This is a genomic window from Streptomyces sp. NPDC046821 (genome assembly GCF_040645335.1).
GTDB lineage: Bacteria > Actinomycetota > Actinomycetes > Streptomycetales > Streptomycetaceae > Streptomyces.
Window position 1 is genome coordinate 369,178 of sequence record NZ_JBEYYB010000002.1, and the last position, 21,230, is coordinate 390,407.

Genomic DNA, 21,230 nt, shown 5'->3' on the forward strand with positions numbered 1-21,230 from the left:
CCGACGCCCGCCACCTCTACGGAGATGGCGGGCGTCGGCGTACAACGTGACGGCGTCCAGCGCGCGTCGCTGTAGGGCGCGTCCGGGTCAGACGGCCGTCTTCGTGTGGACGTACTCCACGAGGCGCGACAGCGCGTCCGGGTCCGTCGTCGGCATGACTCCGTGGCCCAGGTTGAACACGTGGCCCTCCAGGTCCTTGGCCGCGGCGAGGACCTCGTCCGCCTTGGCCTCCACCGCTTCCTGCGTGGAGAAGAGGACCGCGGGGTCGATGTTGCCCTGGAGCGCCTTGCCGGGGCCGACGCGGCGGGCGGCCTCGTCGAGCGGCACGCGCCAGTCGACGCCGACCACGTCGGCGCCGGCCTCGCCCATGAGCCCGAGCAGTTCACCGGTGCCGACACCGAAGTGGATGCGCGGCACCCCGTACTCCTCGACGGCCTGGAACACCTTGGCCGACGCGGGCATCACGGAGCGGCGGTAGTCGGCGGGGGCGAGCGCGCCGACCCACGAGTCGAAGAGCTGGACGGCGGAGGCGCCGGCCTCGATCTGCACCTTGAGGAACGCGGAGGTGATCTCGGCGAGCCGGTCGAGCAGGTCGGTCCACAGCTGCGGGTCCCCGTACATCAGGGCCTTGGTGTGCTCGTGGTTCTTGGACGGGCCGCCCTCCACGAGGTAGCTCGCGAGGGTGAAAGGCGCGCCGGCGAAGCCGATGAGCGGGGTGGAGCCGAGCTCGGCCGTCAGCAGGCCGATCGCCTCGGTGACGTACCAGACGTCCTCGGGCGTGAGGTCGCGAAGGCGCGCGAGGTCGGCGCGCGAGCGGATCGGCTGCTCGATGACGGGCCCGACGCCCGGCTTGATGTCGAGGTCGATGCCGATGGCCTTGAGGGGGACGACGATGTCGCTGAAGTAGATGGCGGCGTCGACGTGGTGGCGGCGCACGGGCTGCATCGTGATCTCGGCGACGAGCTCGGGCATCATGCAGGAGTCGAGCATGGGGATGCCCTCGCGCACCTTGAGGTACTCGGGCAGCGAGCGACCCGCCTGACGCATGAACCACACCGGGGTGTGCGGCACCGGCTCACGCCGGCACGCCTTGAGAAAGGCGGATTCGTACGTCGCTGTCGGCTGCTGGCCCGTGGGGCGGAGGTTGGCACTCACGTCGAAGAGTCTCGCACGGGTCGCAGCAACGGCAGGCCCGGGGACATCGGGGCGCGAAGGCCCTGCACCTCTCCCGCTCCTCTCCCCTTCCCCTCCCGCTCCTCTCCCCCTCCCCTCCCGCTCCTCTCCCCTGTCTCTCCCTGTGTCTCTCCCTGCGCGAAGCCCGCGTTCCCCTTAATCTTCCCCGCATGGCTGCGGCTGAGGGACGACTGTCGGACGGCGCTGACGGAATGACTGAATCAGAGCGGGAGGGGCGTAAGACGAACGATCCGGTGGACTCGGCTCCACCTCCGTTCCGCGCGGCGGTCGACGCCTTGCGGGGGGCGCGGCTGCGCCCGGAGATCGAAGTGGACCCGGCCAAGCCGCCCCAGCGCCTCGCGCCCTACGCGTACGCGCTGGAGGCCGCGGTGGTGGACGGCGACGAGGACCTCGCGGACGGGCGTCTCGTGCTGCTGCACGACCCGGCGGGGCATGACGCGTGGCGCGGGACGTTCCGCCTGGTGACGCTGGTGCGGGCGGAGCTGGAGCCGGAGATGGCGGCGGACCCGCTGCTCCCGGAGGTCTGCTGGTCGTGGCTGACGGGGGCGCTGAAGGGGCGCGGCCTCGCGTTCGAGGAGCCGAGCGGCACGGTGACGCGGGCGGGCTCGAACTACTTCGGCGGACTCGGCGACCGGCCACCGGCGTCCCAGATCGAGATCCGGGCTTCGTGGACACCGCGTGAAGGTTCGGGCGGCGTGCCCGACACGGCAGCGCATCTGGCGGCCTGGTGTGATCTGCTCAGCCAGGTCGCGGGTCTGCCTCCTTCGAGCCCCGGGGACGCGTCCGTGGTGACGCTGCCTCAGCGCCGGGGGCCGCAGAAGTCCTGACGGACGGGTGAGTGGCCGCGTGTGCTGGGCGGCTACCGCAGGCGATTTTCGGCCTTCCGTCGCCGACGGTGACGGAGTGGGCGTGGGTGTGCGTGACACGAATCGGGACCGGACCTCGAAGAGTTCCGGTCCCGTTGTGATTCGTTTCGATCTTCGGTCGATCTTCGGATGATCGATCGCGTGTCCGAATTGCACGAATTGTTACTCACTAAATCGTGATCTTTCTCTAAAGGCGGGCGGGTTTGCTGCCGAAGAGGTCTGTGACCTTGAAAGCACGGTTCGCCCCGGCTTCATCCCCGAGCCGGTCCCGTCCCGCACCCCAGGAGGCCTGGTGTCCGTTCTCCTCGAGCAGCCCGCAAGCCTGGTCGCCTACCGCCCGAACAAGCCGACCGCGATGGTGGTCGTGGCCGACCCCCGCGTCCGTTCCACCGTGACCCGCCACCTGTGGGCGCTCGGTGTACGTGACGTCATCGAGGCCTCGTCCGTCGCGGAGGCTCGTCCCCGCATCGGCAACCCCCGAGACATCTGTGTCGCTGACGTCCATCTTCCGGACGGCTCCGGCCTTACCCTTCTGTCCGAAACTCGTGCTGCAGGCTGGCCCAACGGGCTCGCCCTCTCCGCCGCCGACGACATCGGTGCCGTGCGCAACGCCCTCGCGGGCGGGGTCAAGGGCTACGTCGTCACCGGCACCCGTACCAATGTCGGTCTCCCCTCCCGCCCCGGCGCGGCCCCCATCGGGTCCGCCGCGGCCAGAATGCACCGCCGCCCCCCGGGTGCTCCGAGCCACCCGGGCGGCTACCGCGAACTGTCAGGACGTGAGGTCGAGGTGCTCCGGCTCGTCGCCGAGGGCCAGTCGAACAAGGCCATCGGAGTCTCGATGGGCCTGTCCGCTCTGACCGTCAAGAGCCACCTCGCCCGCATCGCACGCAAACTCGGCACGGGCGACCGCGCCGGCATGGTCGCCGTGGCCCTGCGCACCGGCATCATTCACTGATCCTGACTTGTTTACGTACGTTCAGAGCCCGTCGACGGAACGTTCCGTCGACGGGCTCTGTGCGTACGTTCGTTCCACGCTCAGGACTGGGGGTAGGTACGGGTACTCAGTGCCGTTTGAGTGATGCGACGGACGTGACGCAGTGCAACACACCCGTAACGTCTGTCGCGGCAGCCTCATTACACAAGCGCAGTGGAAACGGAGCTCTCCGGAGCAGAGTCCGGGAAACGGGGGAGGAAAACGCATGGCATGGGACGAGTGGGAACAGCTCAAGGGTCAGGCCGCCGACCGGCATACCGCCCACGTGCAGCTGAACAGCGCCTCCGCCGCCGGCGATCACTCCGCGCCGGCCACCGGCAGTGGCGGCCCCGACCTGCTGATCACGGACACCCCGTGGACCGGTGCGGCCCGCGTCGCCAAGGAGCTGAGCACCTCCACCCACAACGGTCTGACCGAGTTGACGAAGTCTGACAACGGCATCGGCGTCTGCACCCAGGGCTTCGACTGCACGGCCGCGCTGAAGGAGATTCAGCCGACCTGGGAGGAAAGGCTTCAAACAGTGCGTGACGAGTGCGACTACCTGCACGACGCACTCGGCAAGACCGGCAAGAAGTTCGGCGAGACCGACCATGGTGTCAAGGACAGAGCCAACGGCGTACACACCCCCGGCAAGCCCGGCTGGGCCAGGTGATCTGAATGACGACCTGGCAGCAGCTCCGAGATCTGAAGATCAGCGAGTACGAGGATGCCGCCGACGGCTGGGGAGACGTCAGCCGCCGCTCGGACGCGGCTCGGGTTCGTGTGGACCAGGAGATGTCCATCCCCGTGCGCAGCACGCAGAAGGGCAAGACGCCGGACGCGGCGGTGGGCCGGCTGAACCGGCTCCGCGACAACTACCAGTACCTGCACAGCGAGTGCGGCCTGATCCGCACCACGTTGAACGCCCTCGCCAAGGATCTCCACGCTCCGCAGCGCAAGCTCCACCAGGCTCTTGAGGACGCCGAGAGCCTGGGATTCACGGTCAACCCGGACGGCTCGGTCACCTACCCCAACCCCGTTCCCCTTGTCTCGGGCAACGACAAGGCCACTCCGGGCTCGCAGCTGCCGTTCCTGCCGGGCAAGGGTGAAGGGCAGGGCAACGAGAACAAGGGCAAGGCCGAAGACATCGCCGAGCGGATCTCCACAGCGGTCAACGACGCCGCCGAGATCGACGCCCGGTACGCCAGCGTGCTGCGCAGGCTCAAGGCACCGGCCGGTCTCTCGGTGACCAAGGAGATGCTGGCCGACTCGGGCAAGGACCTGCGGGCGGCCCAGAAGACCACCGGCGGCCTGCTGGACAAGAGCGATATCCCGCACGGAAAGAGTCCAGCGGAGAACAAGAGGTGGTGGGACCACCTCACCCAGGAGCAGCGCGACGAGTACACGACGCTGTACCCGGCCGAGGTCGGCGCGCTCGACGGGATCCCGAGCATCGCCCGCGACACGTCGAACCGGATGGTGCTCGCACAGACGATGGCGCAGACCCAGATCGAGCTGGACGCTCTGCCCGCGAACCCACCCCAGTATGTCCAGAAGGGCGACCCGCCCTCCTCAGTGGTCAATCCGGCCTGGCAGAAGTGGGTCAGGCTCACCGACGACCAGAAGGGCATGGAGGCGATCCAGGCCCGCCTCGACGAGAGCGGTATGCCGGGCCAGGGCTCGAAGGGCGGGTCGACCTCGGGACTGCCGCAGGCGTACCTTCTCGGCTTCGACACCCAGGGTGACGGTCGCGCCATCGTCGCCACCGGCAACCCCGACACGGCTGACAACACAGCCGTCTACGTGCCGGGGACCGGGGCGAGCCTCGCGAACGCACACGGCGACATCAACCGCATGTCAGAACTGTGGCGTGCCGCGAACCAGCAATCTCCAGGGCAGAGCACCTCCACGATCACGTGGATCGGCTACGACGCTCCCGACAACGTCGTACCCAACGCCACCGCCCGCCACTACGCGTACGACGGGGCCCCCGCGCTCAACACATTCATGGACGGACTCCAGACCGCACAGGGCGGCCCGGAAAGCAGCCACACCACCCTGGTCGGTCACAGCTACGGCAGTACCACGATCGGCGCCGCCGCCAAGGAGGACGGCAACCTGGCCGCGGACGACGTCGTCGTGGCCGGCAGCCCCGGCATGCTGGTGAGCGACGCCTCAGAACTCGAGGTCGGAAGCGACCACGTCTGGTCGGAGGCAGCAAGCAACGACCCCGTGCCCGCCATGGGACAGGAGGCTCTGGGCGGCCGCAAGTTCGGCGTCAACACATGGAATGGCGTCCCGTACAGCCTCGGACCGATCATCTCGATCCCCTCCGACGAGTCCTTCGGCGCCCACCGCATGGACGTCGACACCAGCGGTCACAGCGGCTACTGGGATGCTGACTCCGTGTCCCTGAACAATCAGGCGGCCGTGGTGGTGGGCAAGTACGGCGACGTGAAGGAATGACTGTGAGTCCGCTAAGGAAACAGCCCAGCTGGAGGCAGGCCGCTCTCGCAGCCGTGGCAGTGCTTCCTCTTCTGTTGACAGGATGTTCGAAGACCGTGGATGACCTCGGGTACGAGCCCACAACCCTCGACGTTGATAAGGCCCGAGAAAAAACACGCAGCCACTCCAGCCAGATCCTCGACATGATCGCCATCAAGGAAGGCAAGGTCACCGAACCCGGTCCTGGAGTCTCCACCTGCGACGAAGACCCCGACCACCTGTACAAGACTCGTCATCCGTGGTCGGTCTACGGCGTCGCACCCCAGAAGCTGAGGGCCGGATTCGAGCGACTCAAGGAGAGTCTGCCCGAACACGGCTGGAAGATCGTCCAGTACGGACCTGACAGCAGCGCCAACAAGAACCTGGAGATCACTGCCGACTCCGAGAACGACCGATTCTCGTTGAACGCATCGCTGAGAATCACCGGAGAGTCAGGGAAGCAGGAGCCGCTCCTCATGGTGACGGTCGTGTCGGGCTGCTTCAAGGCTCCGGCGGGTACTGACCTGAACAAGGAGTACTAGCCGCGCTTCGGCCGTGCAGGGCGGACCCGCCCACCGACACGCACCAGGGCACATTCGGGGCGCATGAGGCGGAGAAATGCCGATACTGCGGAGCAGCGAGACGCGTTCTCGCAGGTCAGCCGACTATTGGCCGGAACACGCAGGTCAGGCACACCTACGTGCAGATACCCTTGACAGGTGACCGACGCCCAAGAGACCGCAGCAGACAGCTCACTGCGAACCACCGGGGGCGCACCCCCGGACGACGGCGGATCTGTTGCGGAGGTGCCGATCCCCCTGCTCGAACCCCGCGAGGGCATTCCGCCGGTGATCGCCGACGAGGGCTCCCTCGCCGAGGTGGTCGCGGCCTTCGCCGCGGGCACCGGGCCCGTGGCCGTGGACGCCGAGCGTGCCTCCGGCTACCGCTACGGGCAGCGCGCCTACCTGGTGCAGCTGCGCCGCGAGGGTGCGGGCTCCGCGCTCATCGACCCCGTGGCCTGCCCCGACCTCTCCGCGCTCGGCGACGCGATCGGCGACGCCGAGTGGGTGCTGCACGCCGCCACGCAGGACCTCCCGTGCCTGCGCGAGATAGGCATGGTCCCGAGCCGCCTCTTCGACACCGAGCTGGCCGGCCGCCTCGCCGGGTTCCCGCGCGTCGGCCTCGGCGCGATGGTGGAGAACGTCCTCGGCTACGTCCTGGAGAAGGGCCACTCCGCCGTCGACTGGTCGACCCGGCCCCTGCCCGACCCGTGGCTGCGGTACGCCGCCCTCGACGTGGAGCTGCTCGTCGACCTGCGCGACGCCCTGGAGAAGGAGCTCGACCGGCAGGGCAAGCTGGAGTGGGCCCACCAGGAGTTCGACGCCATCGCCTCGGCGCCGCCCGCCCCGCCCCGCAAGGACCCGTGGCGCCGTACGTCCGGGATGCACAAGGTGCGCCGCCGCCGTCAGATGGCCGTCGTCCGGGAGCTGTGGACCGCGCGGGACCGGATCGCCCAGCGGCGCGACGTCTCGCCCGGCAAGGTGCTCGGGGACGGCGCGATCGTCGAGGCCGCGCTCTCGCTCCCGCCGAACACGCACGCGCTGGCCGCGCTGCCCGGGTTCGGGCACCGGATGGGCCGGCGTCAGCTGGAGCAGTGGCAGGCGGCGGTCGACCGGGCCAAGGAGCTGTCCGACGCGGAGCTGCCGCAGCCCGGCGCCCCCGTCGCCGGCCCGCCTCCCCCGCGCGCCTGGGCCGACAAGGACCCGGTCGCGGCGGCACGCCTGTCCGCTGCGCGGGCCGCGGTGTCGGCGCTCGCCGAGACGCTGAACATGCCGCAGGAGAACCTGATCACGCCGGACACCGTCCGCCGCGTGTGCTGGGAGCCCCCGGGCGACCGCTCCGAGGCCGCCGTGGCGGAGGTGCTGCGCGGGTACGGGGCACGGCCCTGGCAGATCGAACAGGTCACGCCGCTCTTGACCGAGGCGCTCAAGCAGACCGCCTGAGGCTGACACACACGTGACGACGCCCCCGGGATCACTCCCGGGGGCGTTTTTGCGTTGCCGGCACCCCACGCCCGCGCCCGCACCCGCCCGCCCGCCATTCGTCCCGGTTCTGTACCGGTGCCCCCGCGCAGCCCCCTGCACCACCAACCCCCTGACTACGTTCCCCCTCATGATCACCAGGGGGTACGAAGCATGGGTGCGGGAGTTCGAGGGCGAGCGGGAGCGGCGTGAGGCAGCGGGGGATCCCGACTGGGGGCTGGGCGCCCGCGTACACCCCGCTGTGTGGCGCAGTGTGCGGCGGTTCCAGGTCGGGGAGAGCGGGGACGGGGCGAATCTGATCGCCAAGGCGGACCGCGCCGGTGATGCCGCGTACGCGCGGGCCGTGCGGCTGTTCGTGGCCGAGGAGCAGAATCACGCGCGGCTTCTGGGGCTGCTGCTCGGGGCCAGCGGGGTGCCGCCGCTCGTCTCGCACTGGAGCGACACCGTCTTCGTACGGCTGCGGCGGCTGCTCGGGCTGCGGCTCGAACTGCTCGTGCTGATGGTCGCCGAGGTGGTGGCGCTGCGCTACTACCGGGCGCTGCGGGACGGCACCGGGGACGCGCTGACGACGCGGGTGGCGGGGGCGGTGCTCGCGGACGAGGAGCGGCATGTGCCGTTCCACTGCGACCGGCTGCGCGAGGCGTTTCGTGGGGTGCCGCGGCCGGTGGTGCGGCTGGTGCTCGCGGGCTGGCGGGGGCTGCTGCTCGGGGCGGCGCTCGTGGTCGCGTGCGATCACGGGTCGGGGCTGCGGCGACTGGGCGTGGGCCGGTGGCGGTTCGTCCGGGACGTGGTGGTGTCGGCAGGGCCAGTCGGGCGTTCCGTCGTCGATCGCAGGGTGTGACCTTCGCCGCTCCGGCCGTGGGGGCTACACGACTTGGTTACTCACAAGTAGCATGACGGTATTCGCAGCGCGCCGCCCGCATTCCGGGAGCGTGCCGCGCGGCAGTGCCATCCCGCATCTGGAGGAGAGCCATCGTGCCTCGTACCGTCAGGGACGTCGTCTTCGTCGACGGCGTCCGCACCCCGTTCGGCAAGGCGGGCCCGAAGGGCATCTACCACGAGACCCGCGCCGACGATCTCGTCGTGAAGGCCATCCGGGAGCTGCTGCGCCGCAACCCGGCCCTCGACCCCGCGAAGATCGACGAGGTCGCCATCGCCGCGACCACGCAGATCGGCGACCAGGGCCTGACCCTCGGCCGCACCGCCGGCATCCTCGCGGGCCTCCCGCAGTCCGTGCCCGGCTACTCCATCGACCGCATGTGCGCCGGCGCCCTGACCGCCGTCACCACCACCGCGGGCTCCATCGCCTTCGGCGCGTACGACGCCGTCATCGCGGGCGGTGTCGAGCACATGGGCCGTCACCCGATGGGCGAGGGCGTCGACCCGAACCCGCGCTTCGTGTCGGAGAAGCTCGTCGACGAGTCCGCCCTGTTCATGGGCATGACCGCCGAGAACCTGCACGACCGCTACCCGCACATCACCAAGCAGCGCGCCGACGAGTACGCCGTGCGCTCGCAGGAGAAGGCGGCGAAGGCGTACGCGAACGGGAAGATCCAGCAGGACCTCGTCCCGATCTCGGTCCGCAACACCAACCCCGAGGTCGGCGAGACCGGCTGGGGCCTGGTCACCGCCGACGAGCCGATGCGCCCGGGCACGACCATCGAGAACCTGACCGGTCTGAAGACGCCGTTCCGCGTCCACGGCCGCGTCACGGCGGGCAACGCGGCCGGTCTGAACGACGGTGCGACCGCGTCGATCATCGCGTCCGAGGACTTCGCCCGCGAGAACAACCTGCCGGTCAAGATGCGCCTCGTCTCCTACGCCTTCGCCGGCGTCGAGCCCGAGGTCATGGGCTACGGCCCGATCCCGGCCACGGAGAAGGCGCTCGCCAAGGCGGGTCTGTCGATCGAGGACATCAACCTCTTCGAGATCAACGAGGCCTTCGCCGTCCAGGTCCTCGCCTTCCTGGACCACTACGGCATCGCCGACGACGACTCGCGCGTCAACCAGTACGGCGGCGCCATCGCGTTCGGCCACCCGCTGGCCTCCTCCGGCGTCCGTCTGATGACGCAGCTGGCCCGCCAGTTCGAGGAGCAGCCCGAGGTCCGCTACGGCCTGGTCACCATGTGCGTCGGCTTCGGCATGGGCGCCACGGTCATCTGGGAGAACCCGCACCACAAGGACGCCGGAGGCGACAAGTGAGCACCACCACCACCGAGCTCCTGAAGGGCGCCGCCGAGCTGTTCCCGGACGAGGTCGTCACGTCGGCGAACGTGCGCCACCTCGACCTGCCGTTCGGCGCGGGCCGGTTCGCGCTGATCACGCTGGACAACGGCCTCGACCACACGAAGCCGACCACCTTCGGCCCGGCCTCGCTCGCGAACCTGAACACCGCGATCGACCAGGTCGAGCAGGAGGCGGCCGACGGTACGATCGTCGGCGCCGGCATCACCGGCAAGCCGTTCATCTTCGCCGTCGGCGCCGACCTCAAGGGTGTCGAGCTCCTCAAGAAGCACGACGACGCGCTGGCCATCGGCAAGGGCGGCCACGAGGTCTTCAAGCGCCTCGCGGGTCTCGCCGTCCCGACGTTCGCGTACTACAACGGCGCAGCCATGGGCGGCGGTGTCGAGGTCGGTCTGCACTGCACGTACCGCACCGTCTCCAAGTCGCTGCCGGCGTTCTCGCTGCCCGAGGTCTTCCTCGGTCTGGTCCCGGGCTGGGGCGGCTGCGCGCTGCTGCCGAACCTGATCGGCGCCGACAAGGCCGTCTCGGTCATCATCGAGAACAGCCTGAACCAGAACAAGCAGCTCAAGGGCAAGCAGGTCTTCGAGCTCGGGATCGCCGACGCGATCTTCGAGGGCGCGGACTTCCTGGAGCAGTCGCTGATCTGGACGGCGAACGTCCTCAAGGGTGACGTGAGCGTCGAGCGCGCCGAGGTCGACCGCGGTGACGCGTGGGACGAGGCGGTCGCGCGCGGCCGGTTCATCGCCGACTCCAAGGTGCACGGCGCCGCCCCGGCCGCGTACCGCGCCCTTGAGATCATCGCCGCCGCCAAGGACGGGAACCTGCAGGCCGGGTTCGACGCCGAGGACAAGGCGCTCGCCGACCTGATCATGGGTGGTGAACTGCGCGCCGGCATCTACTCGTTCAACCTGGTGCAGAAGCGCGCGAAGCGTCCCGCCGGTGCCCCGGACAAGAACCTGGCACGCCCGGTCACCAAGGTCGGCGTCGTGGGCGCGGGCCTGATGGCCTCGCAGCTCGCCCTGCTGTTCCTGCGCCGCCTGGAGGTGCCGGTCGTGCTGACCGACATCGACCAGGAGCGCGTCGACAAGGGTGTGGGCTACGTCCACGCCGAGATCGACAAGCTGCTCGGCAAGGGCCGTGTCAACCAGGACAAGGCCAACCGTCTCAAGGGCCTGGTCTCCGGTGTCCTGGACAAGGCCGAGGGCTTCGCGGACGCGGACTTCATCATCGAGGCCGTCTTCGAGGAGATCGGCGTCAAGCAGCAGGTGTTCGCGGAGGTCGAGGCGGTCGCTCCGGCGCACGCGATCCTCGCCACCAACACCTCGTCGCTCTCGGTCTCCGAGATGGCGTCGAAGCTGAAGCACCCCGAGCGGGTCGTCGGCTTCCACTTCTTCAACCCGGTAGCGATCCTCCCCCTCCTGGAGATCGTGCGCGGCGAGCAGACCGACGACGCCTCGCTGGCCACGGCCTTCGGTGTCGCCAAGAAGCTGAAGAAGACGGCCGTGCTCGTGAAGGACGCCCCGGCGTTCGTCGTGAACCGCATCCTGACCCGCTTCATGGGCGAGATCCAGAACGTCATCGACGAGGGCACGCCGGTCGAGGTCGCGGAGAAGGCGGTCGAGCCGCTCGGCCTGCCGATGTCCCCGCTCGTCCTCCTCGAACTGGTCGGCCCGGCCATCGGCCTGCACGTCTCGGAGACCCTGAACCGCGCCTTCCCGGAGCGCTTCACGGTGTCCCCGAACCTCGCGGCCGTCGTCAAGGCGGGCAAGCGCGGCTTCTACGTCTATGACTCCGGCAAGCCGGAGCTGGACCCCGAGGTCGCCGCGCTCCTCAAGCAGGGCGACGTCGTCCTGACGGAGGAGCAGGTCCGCGACCGCGTGCTCGACGCCGTCGCCCAGGAGATCCGGCTCATGCTGGACGAGGGCGTCGTCGCCGAGGCCCAGGACATCGACCTGTGCCTGATCACGGGCGCCGGCTGGCCCTTCCACCTGGGCGGCATCACGCCGTACCTGGACCGCGAGGGCGTCAGCGAGCGGGTGACGGGCAAGCGGTTCCTGGACCAGGGCGTGGCGAGCGTTCCCGCGTAGTCCCCCAGTACCCCCATGCGGCGAGGCCCCGGTACCCCCTGTGGTGCCGGGGCCTCGTCGTGCGTAGGAGGCCGTGCGTAGGTGTGGCCCGGGGAGGCCGTGTGGACGTGAGGCCCATGGTGACCGTGCGAAGGTGGGGCGCATGGAGACTCTGCTGATCGTCGACGGCGCGAATGTCGTCGGTTCCGTGCCCGACGGCTGGTGGCGCGACCGGCGCGGGGCCGCCGAGCGGCTGCGGGACCGGCTGGTGACACGGGCCGAGCGCGGTGACGTCGACATCGTGCTCGTCGTCGAGGGCGCGGCGCGCGGCGTGGAGTCGGTACCGGGCGTACGGGTCGAGTCGGCGCCGGGGAGCGGGGACGACCACATCGTGGCGCTGGTCGCGGCGGCGGACGGCCCCTGCGTCGTCGTGACGGCGGACCGTGAACTGCGGTTCCGGGTGGGCGAGTTGGGGGCGGAGTGCGTGGGGCCTCGGACGGTGTACGGCGGGGAGCGGCGGGACGACTAGCGCCGGGCGCGAGGACCAGGGCCACCGTCTTTCGGTCGGTCGACGGTGACCGTGACCGTTCCCGTCAGGACCCGGTGGTCCGAGCAGGGGCGCGAGCCCGCGCAACTCGTAGGGATCGCCAGGGAGTCACCGTCGTGGGCCGAGAGGACGTCCTCCCGGACGAAGATCATGTCGATCTTGGCCTTGCCACCGCAGGACGGTGCGGCCTCCGGTTCGACGTCGACGGTCCCCTCCCCGTAACCGGGGCAGTGGTCCGGGTCGTTGTCGTCGATCTCCCGGTAATGGCCGGTGCCGGCACTGCTCGTGTAGTACGCATTCAGCCGGGCGTCGTCCGGCTGGGCGTTGAAGTCGCCGGCCAGCACCACGGTGTCACCGGCCGCGTGGTACCGCTCCGCCCGGTCGAGGACATAGGTGAGCTGGGCGACGTCGTCCGGAACGCCGCCGGGTCCGGTGTCCCGGCTGACGGTGATGTGTGTGGTGCACAGCCGGATGCGCGGTCCGCCGGTCACGGGAGCGCAGAGCAGCTTCCGCTTCTCCCTGCGCCGGTCGTCGGGCAGCGTCCAGCGGTCGGCGGTCCCCAGCGGCTGTCTGCTGAAGACCGCGATGCCGTAGGCGTCGCCTTGGCAGACCGCGGGGTCGCCGCTCGGCAGGCTCGGTTCGAAGCGGCCGAAGTTACGCGGGTCGACGGGCCAGTGCCGGGCGGTCAACTCGTCCCGGATCCGCTGGAATTGGCCGTAGCACAGCTCGTTGAACGAGGCGAGGTCGATGCGGCGGTGCACCAGCGAGGCGGCCGCCGCCTCGACGAGGCCGTCGGTGGTCGAGCCGTGGTGCACCGCGTTCCCGGCCACGTTCCACTGCCAGACGCGGTACGTGGCCACGACCTGCGGCGCCGCGGCCCTCGGGCTCGTCGGCGCCGCCGCGCCGAACAGCAGGCACAACGCGCCCAGCGCCGCCCGCCGTTCGGCCCACCGGTCGGGCCGCCAGCTCACCCCACGAACCACCAAGGGCCGAACTCCGGTCCCTCCGGGCCGCGTTGGCGGCTGACGGCGAGATGCCCGCTGGGCGTGATCACCGCGATCGTGCCCCGACCCAGCGCGTCGAAGGCCGCCGCGGGAGCGTGCGCGACGGTGCCGCCGAGCGCGGTCATGGGCAGTTCGTGCCACGGGCCGTCACCGGGCACGAACCGGTACGCGACCCCGCCGAGGTCGCTTCGGGTGGCGAGCAGTGTGCCCGCTTCGGGGGCCGGGCCCGCCGCGCAGGCGACCGGACCGAAACCGCCGCGCCCCGACAGGCTCATCGCGGGCTGGGCCCAGCGCCCGCCGGGCGCGTCCTCCTCGGCCATCCGCACGCGGGCCGTGTCCGGCTGCCGGTAGAACACCGCCACCCGCCCGTTCGGCTGGACGACGGCGGAGCACGGCCCCGCGGGTGTGGTGAGCCGGAACCTGGGTGCCCGGGCGAGGGGATGGTCAGGCGTCGCCTGCGCCCAGTGGAACACCCCGTCGCGGCTGGGGGCGAAGACCTCCACCTTGCCGCTCGGCGCGGTCACGGCCGAAAGCCCTTCCTGGAGGTCGTGACCGTGCAGGTCGGTCCACTCCCCCCAGGAGCCGTCACGCTCCTGGACCCGGGTGTGCAGGCCCTGCCCCGCGTTGCGCACGAACAGGTGCAGCCGTCCGTTGCCGTCCCGGGTGACCACCGGACCGCCGAGGTGACGGTCCCGCTCGGGGTCCCCCGCCGACGGGTTGCCCAGCGAGACCCAGCCGGGGAAGGCGCCGCCGGGCTCGGACTGTTCGAGCAGCACGATCTCCCGGCTGTGCGCTCCGTCCGCGGCCAGGTGGGAGAGGCGCTCGGCGAAGACCTGCCAGCGGCCGTCGGGGGTGAGGTGCGCCGCGAGGCCGGGCGCCAGCGGGCCGCCGCCCATGAGGAAGGGGCCGCGCCACTGGTCGCTGCCGGGGCTCGACTCCACCCAGATCGCGGCCTGCCGGCCGATCACGGCGAAGGCGGTCAGGCGTCCCTGGTGGTCGGGCAGGAGCCAGTTGGGGCCGCCCGGGTAGCGGGGCGTCGTGCTCTGCACCCAGCCGGTGTTCCGGGAGTTGAGGCCCACCATGTAGTCGCCGCTGCCCGCCGGGTCGCCGTTGTCGTATCCGTCGGCCGCCCCGTAGACGTTGAGGAAGAACTCCTTCAGCGACACGGCCTGCGGGCTGAGGTTGTGCGGCCAGCGTTCGTTGTAGTAGCCGCGGAAGGCCTCGACGGTGAACGGCGCGCCGCCCTCCGGGCCCTGGTAGTGGTCGAGCGCGGCCCAGGCGAACAGGGCCGCGGCCGTGTGGTCGCTGTGGTCCGAGAGGTTCTTGAAGTCGTGCCGCTGCGGGAACTTCTTGTCGTGGACCAGCCGGTCCGGGTCCGGGTCCAGGGTTCTGATCAGCGTCGGCCGGAAGACGTCGAGCATCTGGGCCAGCGAGGCGCGCAGGCCCTGGCGCGTGTACCCGTACAGCTCCTGCACCAGGCCCCCGGCCGGCACCAGCGTCGCGACCTGTTCCGCCTCCCCGTGCCAGAGGGCGTGCAGGCTGTGGGGCGGCCCCTCGGGAGTGCCGTGCTGGCGGATGTTGAAGAAGACCAGCGTCACCCAGGGCGCGTCGACCAGTTGGTAGACCTCGGCGAGGGCGCCGGACGCCGTGGTGAGCGTGGCCGGTTTCCACGGTGCCGTGCGGTCGCCGAGCGTCATCGCGGCGTACGCGGCCCTGATGCCGTTCTGCCGGGCCTTCGCGTAGGCGGCGTGATCCGGGACGGACTCGTCCGGGTGCCAGGGCCTCGGATTGCGCCCGTTCGCGTCGCCGGCCGTCAGGTAGACCGTGGTCGTGGGTGTGCCCGCCTTGATGCCCTGGAAGGTCGCCGGGTTCATGAAGTAGAGGTCGTCGTCCGGGTGCGCCACGATCTGCAGCACGGAGGCGGGACTGGTCATCGGGCGGTCCTTCCGCTGACGGGCGCGGACCCGGTCACAGCGGCCATCCCGGCAGATAGCCGGCGTGCGCGCGCTGGTTGCGGGCCGAACCCGTCTCGAACTGGCTGGGGACGGGGAAGTAGCTTGGCAGGAACGCACGCAGGATCGCGTCCTGCTCGTCCTCGGAGACGTCCCCGTCGTGGAAGTCGTTGAGACAGAACACGTCGTGCGGGCGGGCGGTGAGGATCCGGCCCAGCCGCGCCTTGTGGTCGCTCAGGCCGACGTTGACGAAGCCGCACGAGATCGAACCCGGCACGCTGCGTCCCGTGTGGAAGCCGAAGTAGTGGTGCAGGGACGAGGCGACGGAGACGTCGCTGTGGTCGCGCAGCCGGTTGCCCGCCGCGGTCAGGACCGCGTCCTTGAAGTGGACCTCCACGTCCTCCAGCACGCTGCGCCGCAGCGGATGCGGGGCGTGCAGGAAGGAGTGGACCAGCGTCTGCCCGAAGTAGGACTGGATGAGAGCCCGGTTGTTCTTCGCGGCGCTGATGTTGAACTCGTCCTCGAACGACGGCGGCCCCATCGGGATCGATGTGGGCGACATGAAGTGCTTCGCCTGGCCGTTGCTCAGGAAGAACATGCTCGGCTGGAGCGTGCGGCCGACGAAGACGTCGTCGTTGAAGTAGAGGAAGTGCTCGGCCAGGCCCTCGATGTGGTGCAGCTGGCTCTCGATGGCGTGCGAGTTGTACGTGGGCAGCGCCCCCCGCGTGCCGAAGATCTCCGTGTGGTCGACGACCCGCACGCGCGGGTGCGAGGTGTCGAGCCACGGCGGCACCTGCCGGTCGGTGACGAGGTAGATGTTGCGGATCCACGGCGCGTACATGTCGATGGAGCGCAGGGAGTAGCGCAGTTCGTCGCGGTTACGGAAGCGGGCGGCGCTGGTCGCGGCGTCCTCGGTGGCGATGCCCATCGCGGTGAGCACCGCGTTCTTCCGTTCCAGCCAGGCGACGTCCGAGCCGTCGACCCAGGTGTAGACGGCGTCGATGGGGAAGGTGACGTCGCCGTGCAGCGACTGGCTGAACGGCGCCACCGACGGGTAGTGGCGGCCGCCCAGGGTCAGGGTGGTGCGCTGCAGGGACCGCTGCGGCAGGCGGTCGCCGACCAGTGTGCGGGTGGGGGACATGAGGTGGGTGGGGTCCTCTTCGTCCGCCTCCCAGAAGGAGATGGTGCAGCCGTAGACGGCGCCCAGGCGCATGGTGCGCGAGGCCGTCACCGCGCTCTGGTACACGCGCACACCAGAGCAGGGGGTCTGGGTGTGGGCGGTGAGCAGGCCCGCGAGGACCGTGGCGGTTTCGCTCTGCTTGTCGTTGAGGAGCGACGCGTACACGGCCTCCTGCGCGTACTGCCGGGCCAGGGCCTCCAGGGCGGCGGTGCGGTAGTGGACATGCACCGCCACGGTGTGCCGGACCATGGAGTCGCGGACGACGAAGTACGGGATGTTCGCGGCCTCCAGGGCGTTCGCGGCGAGCGCCAGGTTGGCCTGGACGATGTCCCAGGGGGTCTCCGACTCGATGACGCGGCAGAGCTGGCCGCCGCTGCGCACCAGACCTCGCCGGGCGCGCTCGACCTTGTCCTCCAGGGCCTTCTGGTCGCCGGTGCGCACCAGGCCGGCCGGGGCGGGTTCGGCCGCCTGGGCGGCGCCGTCCGCACTGCTGCGGACCGTGTGAAAGGCCTGCCGCTCGATCTTGGCGATGTCGCGGTGCCCCTTGTCCCGGGCCTCCAGCAACTCGGTGAAGATCTGCTCCCACTGCCCCGTCACCACCTGCGGCGAGAAGCGTCCGACGGACTCCAGCGCGGCGGCGCCCATCCGGTGGCGCAGCGGCGCGTCCTGGATGAGCTGGAGCAGCCGCGCCGCGAGGCTGTCGGTGTCACCGACCGGCACCAGGAATCCCGTATGCCCGTCGACGATCACTTCGCGCGGCCCGTTGGGCGAGTCGTAGGAGACCACGGGCACGCCCGCGGCCTGCGCCTCGGCGAGCACCAGGCCGAAGGCCTCGTTGCGCGAGGTGAGCAGGGCGATGCTGGCCTTCGCCCACTCCTCCGCCAGGTGCGGTGAGTTGCCGTTGAGCTGGACGCAGTCGTGCAGCCCGAGGGAGTCGATCTGCCGGCGCAGCGCTCCGCTCAGCGGGCCGTCGCCGAAGATCCGCAGGGTCCACTCGGGGTGGCACTGCGCGACGAGGGCCCAGGCGGCGACGGCCTGGTCGATCTGCTTCTCGCCGACCAGACGGCCGGCGATGACCACGGTCCGGGTCTCCAGCGTGGAGCGGGGCCGGAAGCCGCTGGGCAGCGCGTTGGGTACGACGCACAGCCGGGGGGCGCCGGCGCCCAGGGTCTCGGCGAACCATTCGCGGGTGCGCTCGCTCAGCACCGCGAGGGCGTCCAGGCGCGGCGAGTACCGCAGCAGCGGTTCACCGCTGGTGCCGCGGAGTTCGGACACCCGGTGTTCCTGGTGCACGGTGATCACCCAGGACGGGGCGAGGGTCACCGCGAGCGCCATCAGCGCGGGCGTGGTGGTGATGAGGATGTCGGTGTCGATGTCCTGGAGCGCCAGCTCCAGCTCGAGGTCGGAGAGCCGGTTGAAGGCCGCCTCCCAGCCGCGGTCGACGATCTGGCTGGGCTGCGCGGCCAGGTGGCCCCAGACGGAGGGCTCCACGGCCGAGGGGCGCAGCGGCTGCGGCACCGGCGTGGTGGTGTCGATTAGGTAGTCGACACGCACCCGTTCGTCCGGGGAGAAGAACTGTGCGGGCCTGCTCTTGAACACGCTCAGGACGCGGACATCGTGCCGGGCCGCGAGCTCGGAGGCCTGGTTGAACACCGCGCGTTCGGTGCCGCCGACGGCATCCGCCGTGGTCAGCAGAAAAGTGATCTTCATGGGTGTTTCAGTGGGCCTCGGGCATGGGAGTACAGGTGATCCGGAGGTTGCCCGCCGGGGTGTAGCGCGGCTGGACGATCATGGGGGCCAGGCCCTCGGGGGTGATGGCGAGCTGCTTCATCGCGAAGACACGCGCGGGGTTACGGACGTCGTGCAGGCGGCGCCCCACGCGCAGCCGGTCGCCGTTCCCGAAGCACGCCACGACGTCCCACTGGTCGACTCCCTTGCCGCGCGGCGGCATTTGGTCCAGGGGTACGACGGCCCGGATCACGTCGGGGGCCACCTCGTCGACGTCCGTCTCCAGGGTGCGGCCGGAGGCGATGAACTCCATCCAGGGCAGTTCGTCGCCGGGTCCGAGGAGCCGGAAGTCGACCGTGATCCCGGCATGGTCGATATGGATCTTCAGTACCTCGGCCGAGGGCCGCGCGCTGCGGGTCACGACGCGCGCGCTGCCGGCGAACGAGCGGCTGATCCGGTGCTTCGCCCCGGTCGCCGCCGACTGTTCCATCGGTTTGGTGGGGCCTTCGTACGGCACGGGTGGCTCGACGAGGAGCAGGGCGCAGCTGCGTGTGCGGCGGCCGTCGCGCAGGCGCAGCCCGAGCTTCCAGCGGCCGTCGGTGACGGGAGCCCCGCCGACCTCCGTGCCGAGCAGCACTGCGGCGTCCATCAGCAGTTGTCCGTCGGGGCCCTCGTAGACCCGGGCGTCCGTGCGCCACCGCACGCGCCCGCGCTTGAGCAGGATCTCGGCGCGCTCGGGGAGCCTGGCGCCGCGCGGCAGCCGGGCGTGCAGGTTCACCGTCTGCCCGTCGAGGATCGCGGCGTACAGCAGCCGCGCCCCGCGCCGGGCGCGCAGGGGGAGGAAGAAGCGGGCGGTGAAGGCGGCGCGCAGCGCGGCCGTGCGCTTGCGCATCCGGTACCGGACCGCACCGGCGCGTCTGCGCAGTCCTCTCGGCCGTCGCGGGAAACGTCTCATCTGTCCGTGCTTCTCAGCTCGGCCCGGCGTGCCGAGGGGATGCCGGGCAGGCTGTCGATCTCGTATGGGCTGGGGACGGGGAAGTACGCCTCGAGGAAGCGCTCCAGCATCCGGGTCTGGGCGTCCGGGTCGTCGCCGACCACGGTGTCGTTGAGGCAGAAGGTGTCGAAGTTGCGGTGCGCGAGCAGGCTGTTGAGCCTGCGCTCGGCGAGCTTCGCGGCCAGGTCGACGTACTGGTAGCGGATGTCGCCGACCGTGGCGCGGGCCGAGTGGTACGCGTAGTAGTGGTGGAGCGACGACGCGACCGGGATGTCCTTGGGCGAGCGGAAGCGCGAGTGCTGGGTGGTCCGGTGCTCCCTGGGGTACGCCTGCTCGATCTCGTCGAGGACGCTGCGCCGCAGGGCGTGCGGTGTGTGCTTCATCTTCTGCGATATGGCGCTGCCGAATTCCTGCGCGATGAGGCGGCGGCTGTTCTTGCCCGCCGCGTTCACGGGCAGGTCGGACGCCTCCAGGTCACCGCTCGGTATGAGCGCTTTGGACTGGAAGAACTTGGTCAGGCCATTGGGGTGGAAGAAGTGGCCGGGGGGCACGGGGCGCCCGAAGAAGACGTCGTCGTTGAGGTAGAGGAAGCACTCCGACAGGCCCTCGATGTGGTGCAACTGGGTTTCGATCGCATGGGAGTTGAAGGTCGGCAGCGCCATGGGGTCGGAGAAGATCTCGCGGTGGTCCACCACGTGCATGTTCGGGTGCTCGGTGTTCAGCCACGCCGGGACCTGGCCGGCCGTCACCAGATAGATGTCGCGGACCCACGGGGCGTACTGGTGCAGGGAGCGCAGCGAGTACAGCAGCTCGTCGCGGCTGGTGTAGCGCGCGTCGTTGGCGGCCTGTTCGTGCAGGCCTCCCCCGGTCAGGGCCGTACGTGCCCGGTCGCGGACGGCGCGCCAGGACGGGTCGGAGTCGTCGACCCACGTGTAGACGACGTCGATCGGGAAGGCGTGGTCCTCGGGGAGCCGCACGGAGAACTCGGCGATGGTGGTGGCGTCGCCGGTGGTGTACGCAGGCGGGACCGGGCTGAACAGGGCCTGCGGGGCGACGCGTCGCGGGGCGTCCACGGGGATGCTGTCCGCGACCCGGTTGGACCGCGGCGCCACGAAGTGGTCGTCCTTCTCGGCCCAGAACTCCAGGTCGCATCCGGAGTCGGCGCCGAAGACGAGGTGGTGCGAGGGGTCCGTGACGTACCAGGCGAGCCGCAGCACCTGCTGCTTGCGCAGCTGACGCCAGGACTTGTCCTCGTCCCCGGGCTGCATGTCGGGCTCCGCGGCCGCAGCCGGACCCACGTAGCCCGGGGTCTGGTCGAAGGCGATCTTGAGCAGTTCCTCCGCGGTCTCCCGGAATTGAACGGGCACCGCGACCGTCGGCACGCCCTGGGCCGTGCCGCGGATGCAGAAGTAGTCGATGTCGCCGGCTTCGAGGACCGATACGAGGATGTGGAGGTTACGGGCGCGTGCCGCCCAGTCGGTGGCTCCCTCGACGAGCAGGGCGCGCATGTGACGGCGGCCGACCCGGACGACCCGGCGGGCGAACGCGGCGCTGTGGCGCGGGACTTTGCGGCGGCCGCCCATGGCCCAGACGACCGTGGCGGAGCGAATGGCGTCGACCGTGGTGAGCGAGGACTTCACTGCGGAGCGCAGCGGGGAGGGAACTCCGGCGACGATGCGTCGGCGCGCGCCGACGGGCACGACGGAGCGGTACGCCGAGACCAGCGATCCAGCCTCCGGATTCCCGGAACCTGCCACGAGGCATCCACCATCCACGCCACTGCGGCCCCGCGAACCGACGGTTCCCCGCGCGGCAACGCACCGGGCCACCGGTCGAAAGAAGACCGTTCTCAGTTGTGATCCACCCCGACAGACCACCACATAGCATGTCGAGTTCCCCAGTCACCGCCGGGGACTCCAGCACCTTCACATGAGAACTAGGTAAAAGTCCAGGCAA

Annotated in this window: 16 protein-coding genes; 10 read left to right on the forward strand and 6 right to left on the reverse strand. The window is 70.4% G+C overall.

The genetic code is table 11. The annotated features are described in order from the left end of the window. Positions 1-87 precede the first annotated feature (87 nt). The gene (hemE, locus tag ABZ893_RS05240) at positions 88-1,155 is read right to left on the reverse strand and encodes a uroporphyrinogen decarboxylase (protein ID WP_361396995.1); all 1,068 of its coding nucleotides are present in this window, start codon (positions 1,153-1,155) and stop codon (positions 88-90) included. Between the two features lie 188 nt (positions 1,156-1,343). Here hemE and ABZ893_RS05245 point away from each other — a divergent pair, with 188 nt between their 5' ends. From ABZ893_RS05245 to ABZ893_RS05290, 10 genes are all read left to right on the forward strand, one after another. Next, positions 1,344-2,021, forward strand: a complete 678-nt coding sequence (locus ABZ893_RS05245) for a DUF3000 domain-containing protein (protein ID WP_361396998.1) — start codon at positions 1,344-1,346, stop codon at positions 2,019-2,021. 331 nt (positions 2,022-2,352) lie between these two features. Then, the gene (locus ABZ893_RS05250) at positions 2,353-3,015 is read left to right on the forward strand and encodes a response regulator transcription factor (RefSeq protein WP_100591261.1); all 663 of its coding nucleotides are present in this window, start codon (positions 2,353-2,355) and stop codon (positions 3,013-3,015) included. Positions 3,016-3,259: 244 nt separating this feature from the next. Next, the gene (locus ABZ893_RS05255) at positions 3,260-3,706 is read left to right on the forward strand and encodes a hypothetical protein (RefSeq protein WP_361397002.1); all 447 of its coding nucleotides are present in this window, start codon (positions 3,260-3,262) and stop codon (positions 3,704-3,706) included. A gap of 5 nt (positions 3,707-3,711) precedes the next feature. After that, the gene (locus tag ABZ893_RS05260) at positions 3,712-5,499 is read left to right on the forward strand and encodes an alpha/beta hydrolase (RefSeq protein ID WP_361397006.1); all 1,788 of its coding nucleotides are present in this window, start codon (positions 3,712-3,714) and stop codon (positions 5,497-5,499) included. Between the two features lie 95 nt (positions 5,500-5,594). Further along, positions 5,595-6,059, forward strand: coding sequence for a hypothetical protein (locus ABZ893_RS05265; RefSeq protein WP_361397010.1), 465 nt, complete (start codon positions 5,595-5,597; stop codon positions 6,057-6,059). Between the two features lie 177 nt (positions 6,060-6,236). Beyond that, positions 6,237-7,520: a ribonuclease D gene (locus ABZ893_RS05270; protein ID WP_361397013.1), complete on the forward strand. Its 1,284-nt coding sequence runs from the start codon at positions 6,237-6,239 to the stop codon at positions 7,518-7,520. A 169-nt stretch (positions 7,521-7,689) separates the two neighbouring features. After that, entirely contained in the window at positions 7,690-8,400 is a 711-nt protein-coding gene (locus tag ABZ893_RS05275) for a ferritin-like domain-containing protein (protein WP_361397015.1), read from the forward strand. Positions 8,401-8,534: 134 nt separating this feature from the next. Further along, positions 8,535-9,761 carry an acetyl-CoA C-acyltransferase gene (locus ABZ893_RS05280; RefSeq protein ID WP_361397017.1) on the forward strand — a complete coding sequence of 409 codons (1,227 nt, stop codon included), beginning with the start codon at positions 8,535-8,537 and terminating at the stop codon, positions 9,759-9,761. Then, complete coding sequence (locus ABZ893_RS05285) at positions 9,758-11,890, forward strand: 3-hydroxyacyl-CoA dehydrogenase NAD-binding domain-containing protein (RefSeq protein ID WP_361397021.1); 2,133 nt, start codon at positions 9,758-9,760, stop codon at positions 11,888-11,890. Before ABZ893_RS05280 ends, ABZ893_RS05285 begins: the two co-directional genes overlap by 4 nt. Positions 11,891-12,032: 142 nt before the next feature. Next, positions 12,033-12,398, forward strand: a complete 366-nt coding sequence (locus ABZ893_RS05290) for an NTP pyrophosphohydrolase (protein ID WP_361397024.1) — start codon at positions 12,033-12,035, stop codon at positions 12,396-12,398. On the opposite strand, the gene ABZ893_RS05295 is transcribed toward ABZ893_RS05290, so the two are convergent. Genes ABZ893_RS05295 through ABZ893_RS05315 form a run of 5 tightly spaced genes read right to left on the reverse strand, consistent with a single transcriptional unit; the run spans position 12,395 to position 21,031 of the window. Further along, positions 12,395-13,387, reverse strand: a complete 993-nt coding sequence (locus tag ABZ893_RS05295) for an endonuclease/exonuclease/phosphatase family protein (protein WP_361397027.1) — start codon at positions 13,385-13,387, stop codon at positions 12,395-12,397. The two genes, ABZ893_RS05290 and ABZ893_RS05295, sit on opposite strands and share 4 nt — an antisense overlap. Then, positions 13,384-15,354, reverse strand: coding sequence for a PIG-L family deacetylase (locus ABZ893_RS05300; protein WP_361397030.1), 1,971 nt, complete (start codon positions 15,352-15,354; stop codon positions 13,384-13,386). Before ABZ893_RS05300 ends, ABZ893_RS05295 begins: the two co-directional genes overlap by 4 nt. A gap of 34 nt (positions 15,355-15,388) precedes the next feature. Continuing rightward, entirely contained in the window at positions 15,389-18,262 is a 2,874-nt protein-coding gene (locus ABZ893_RS05305; RefSeq protein ID WP_361397034.1) for a stealth conserved region 3 domain-containing protein, read from the reverse strand. A gap of 7 nt (positions 18,263-18,269) precedes the next feature. Further along, entirely contained in the window at positions 18,270-19,235 is a 966-nt protein-coding gene (locus ABZ893_RS05310) for a hypothetical protein (protein WP_361397037.1), read from the reverse strand. Next, positions 19,232-21,031, reverse strand: coding sequence for a stealth family protein (locus tag ABZ893_RS05315; RefSeq protein ID WP_361397040.1), 1,800 nt, complete (start codon positions 21,029-21,031; stop codon positions 19,232-19,234). Before ABZ893_RS05315 ends, ABZ893_RS05310 begins: the two co-directional genes overlap by 4 nt. Positions 21,032-21,230 lie beyond the last annotated feature (199 nt).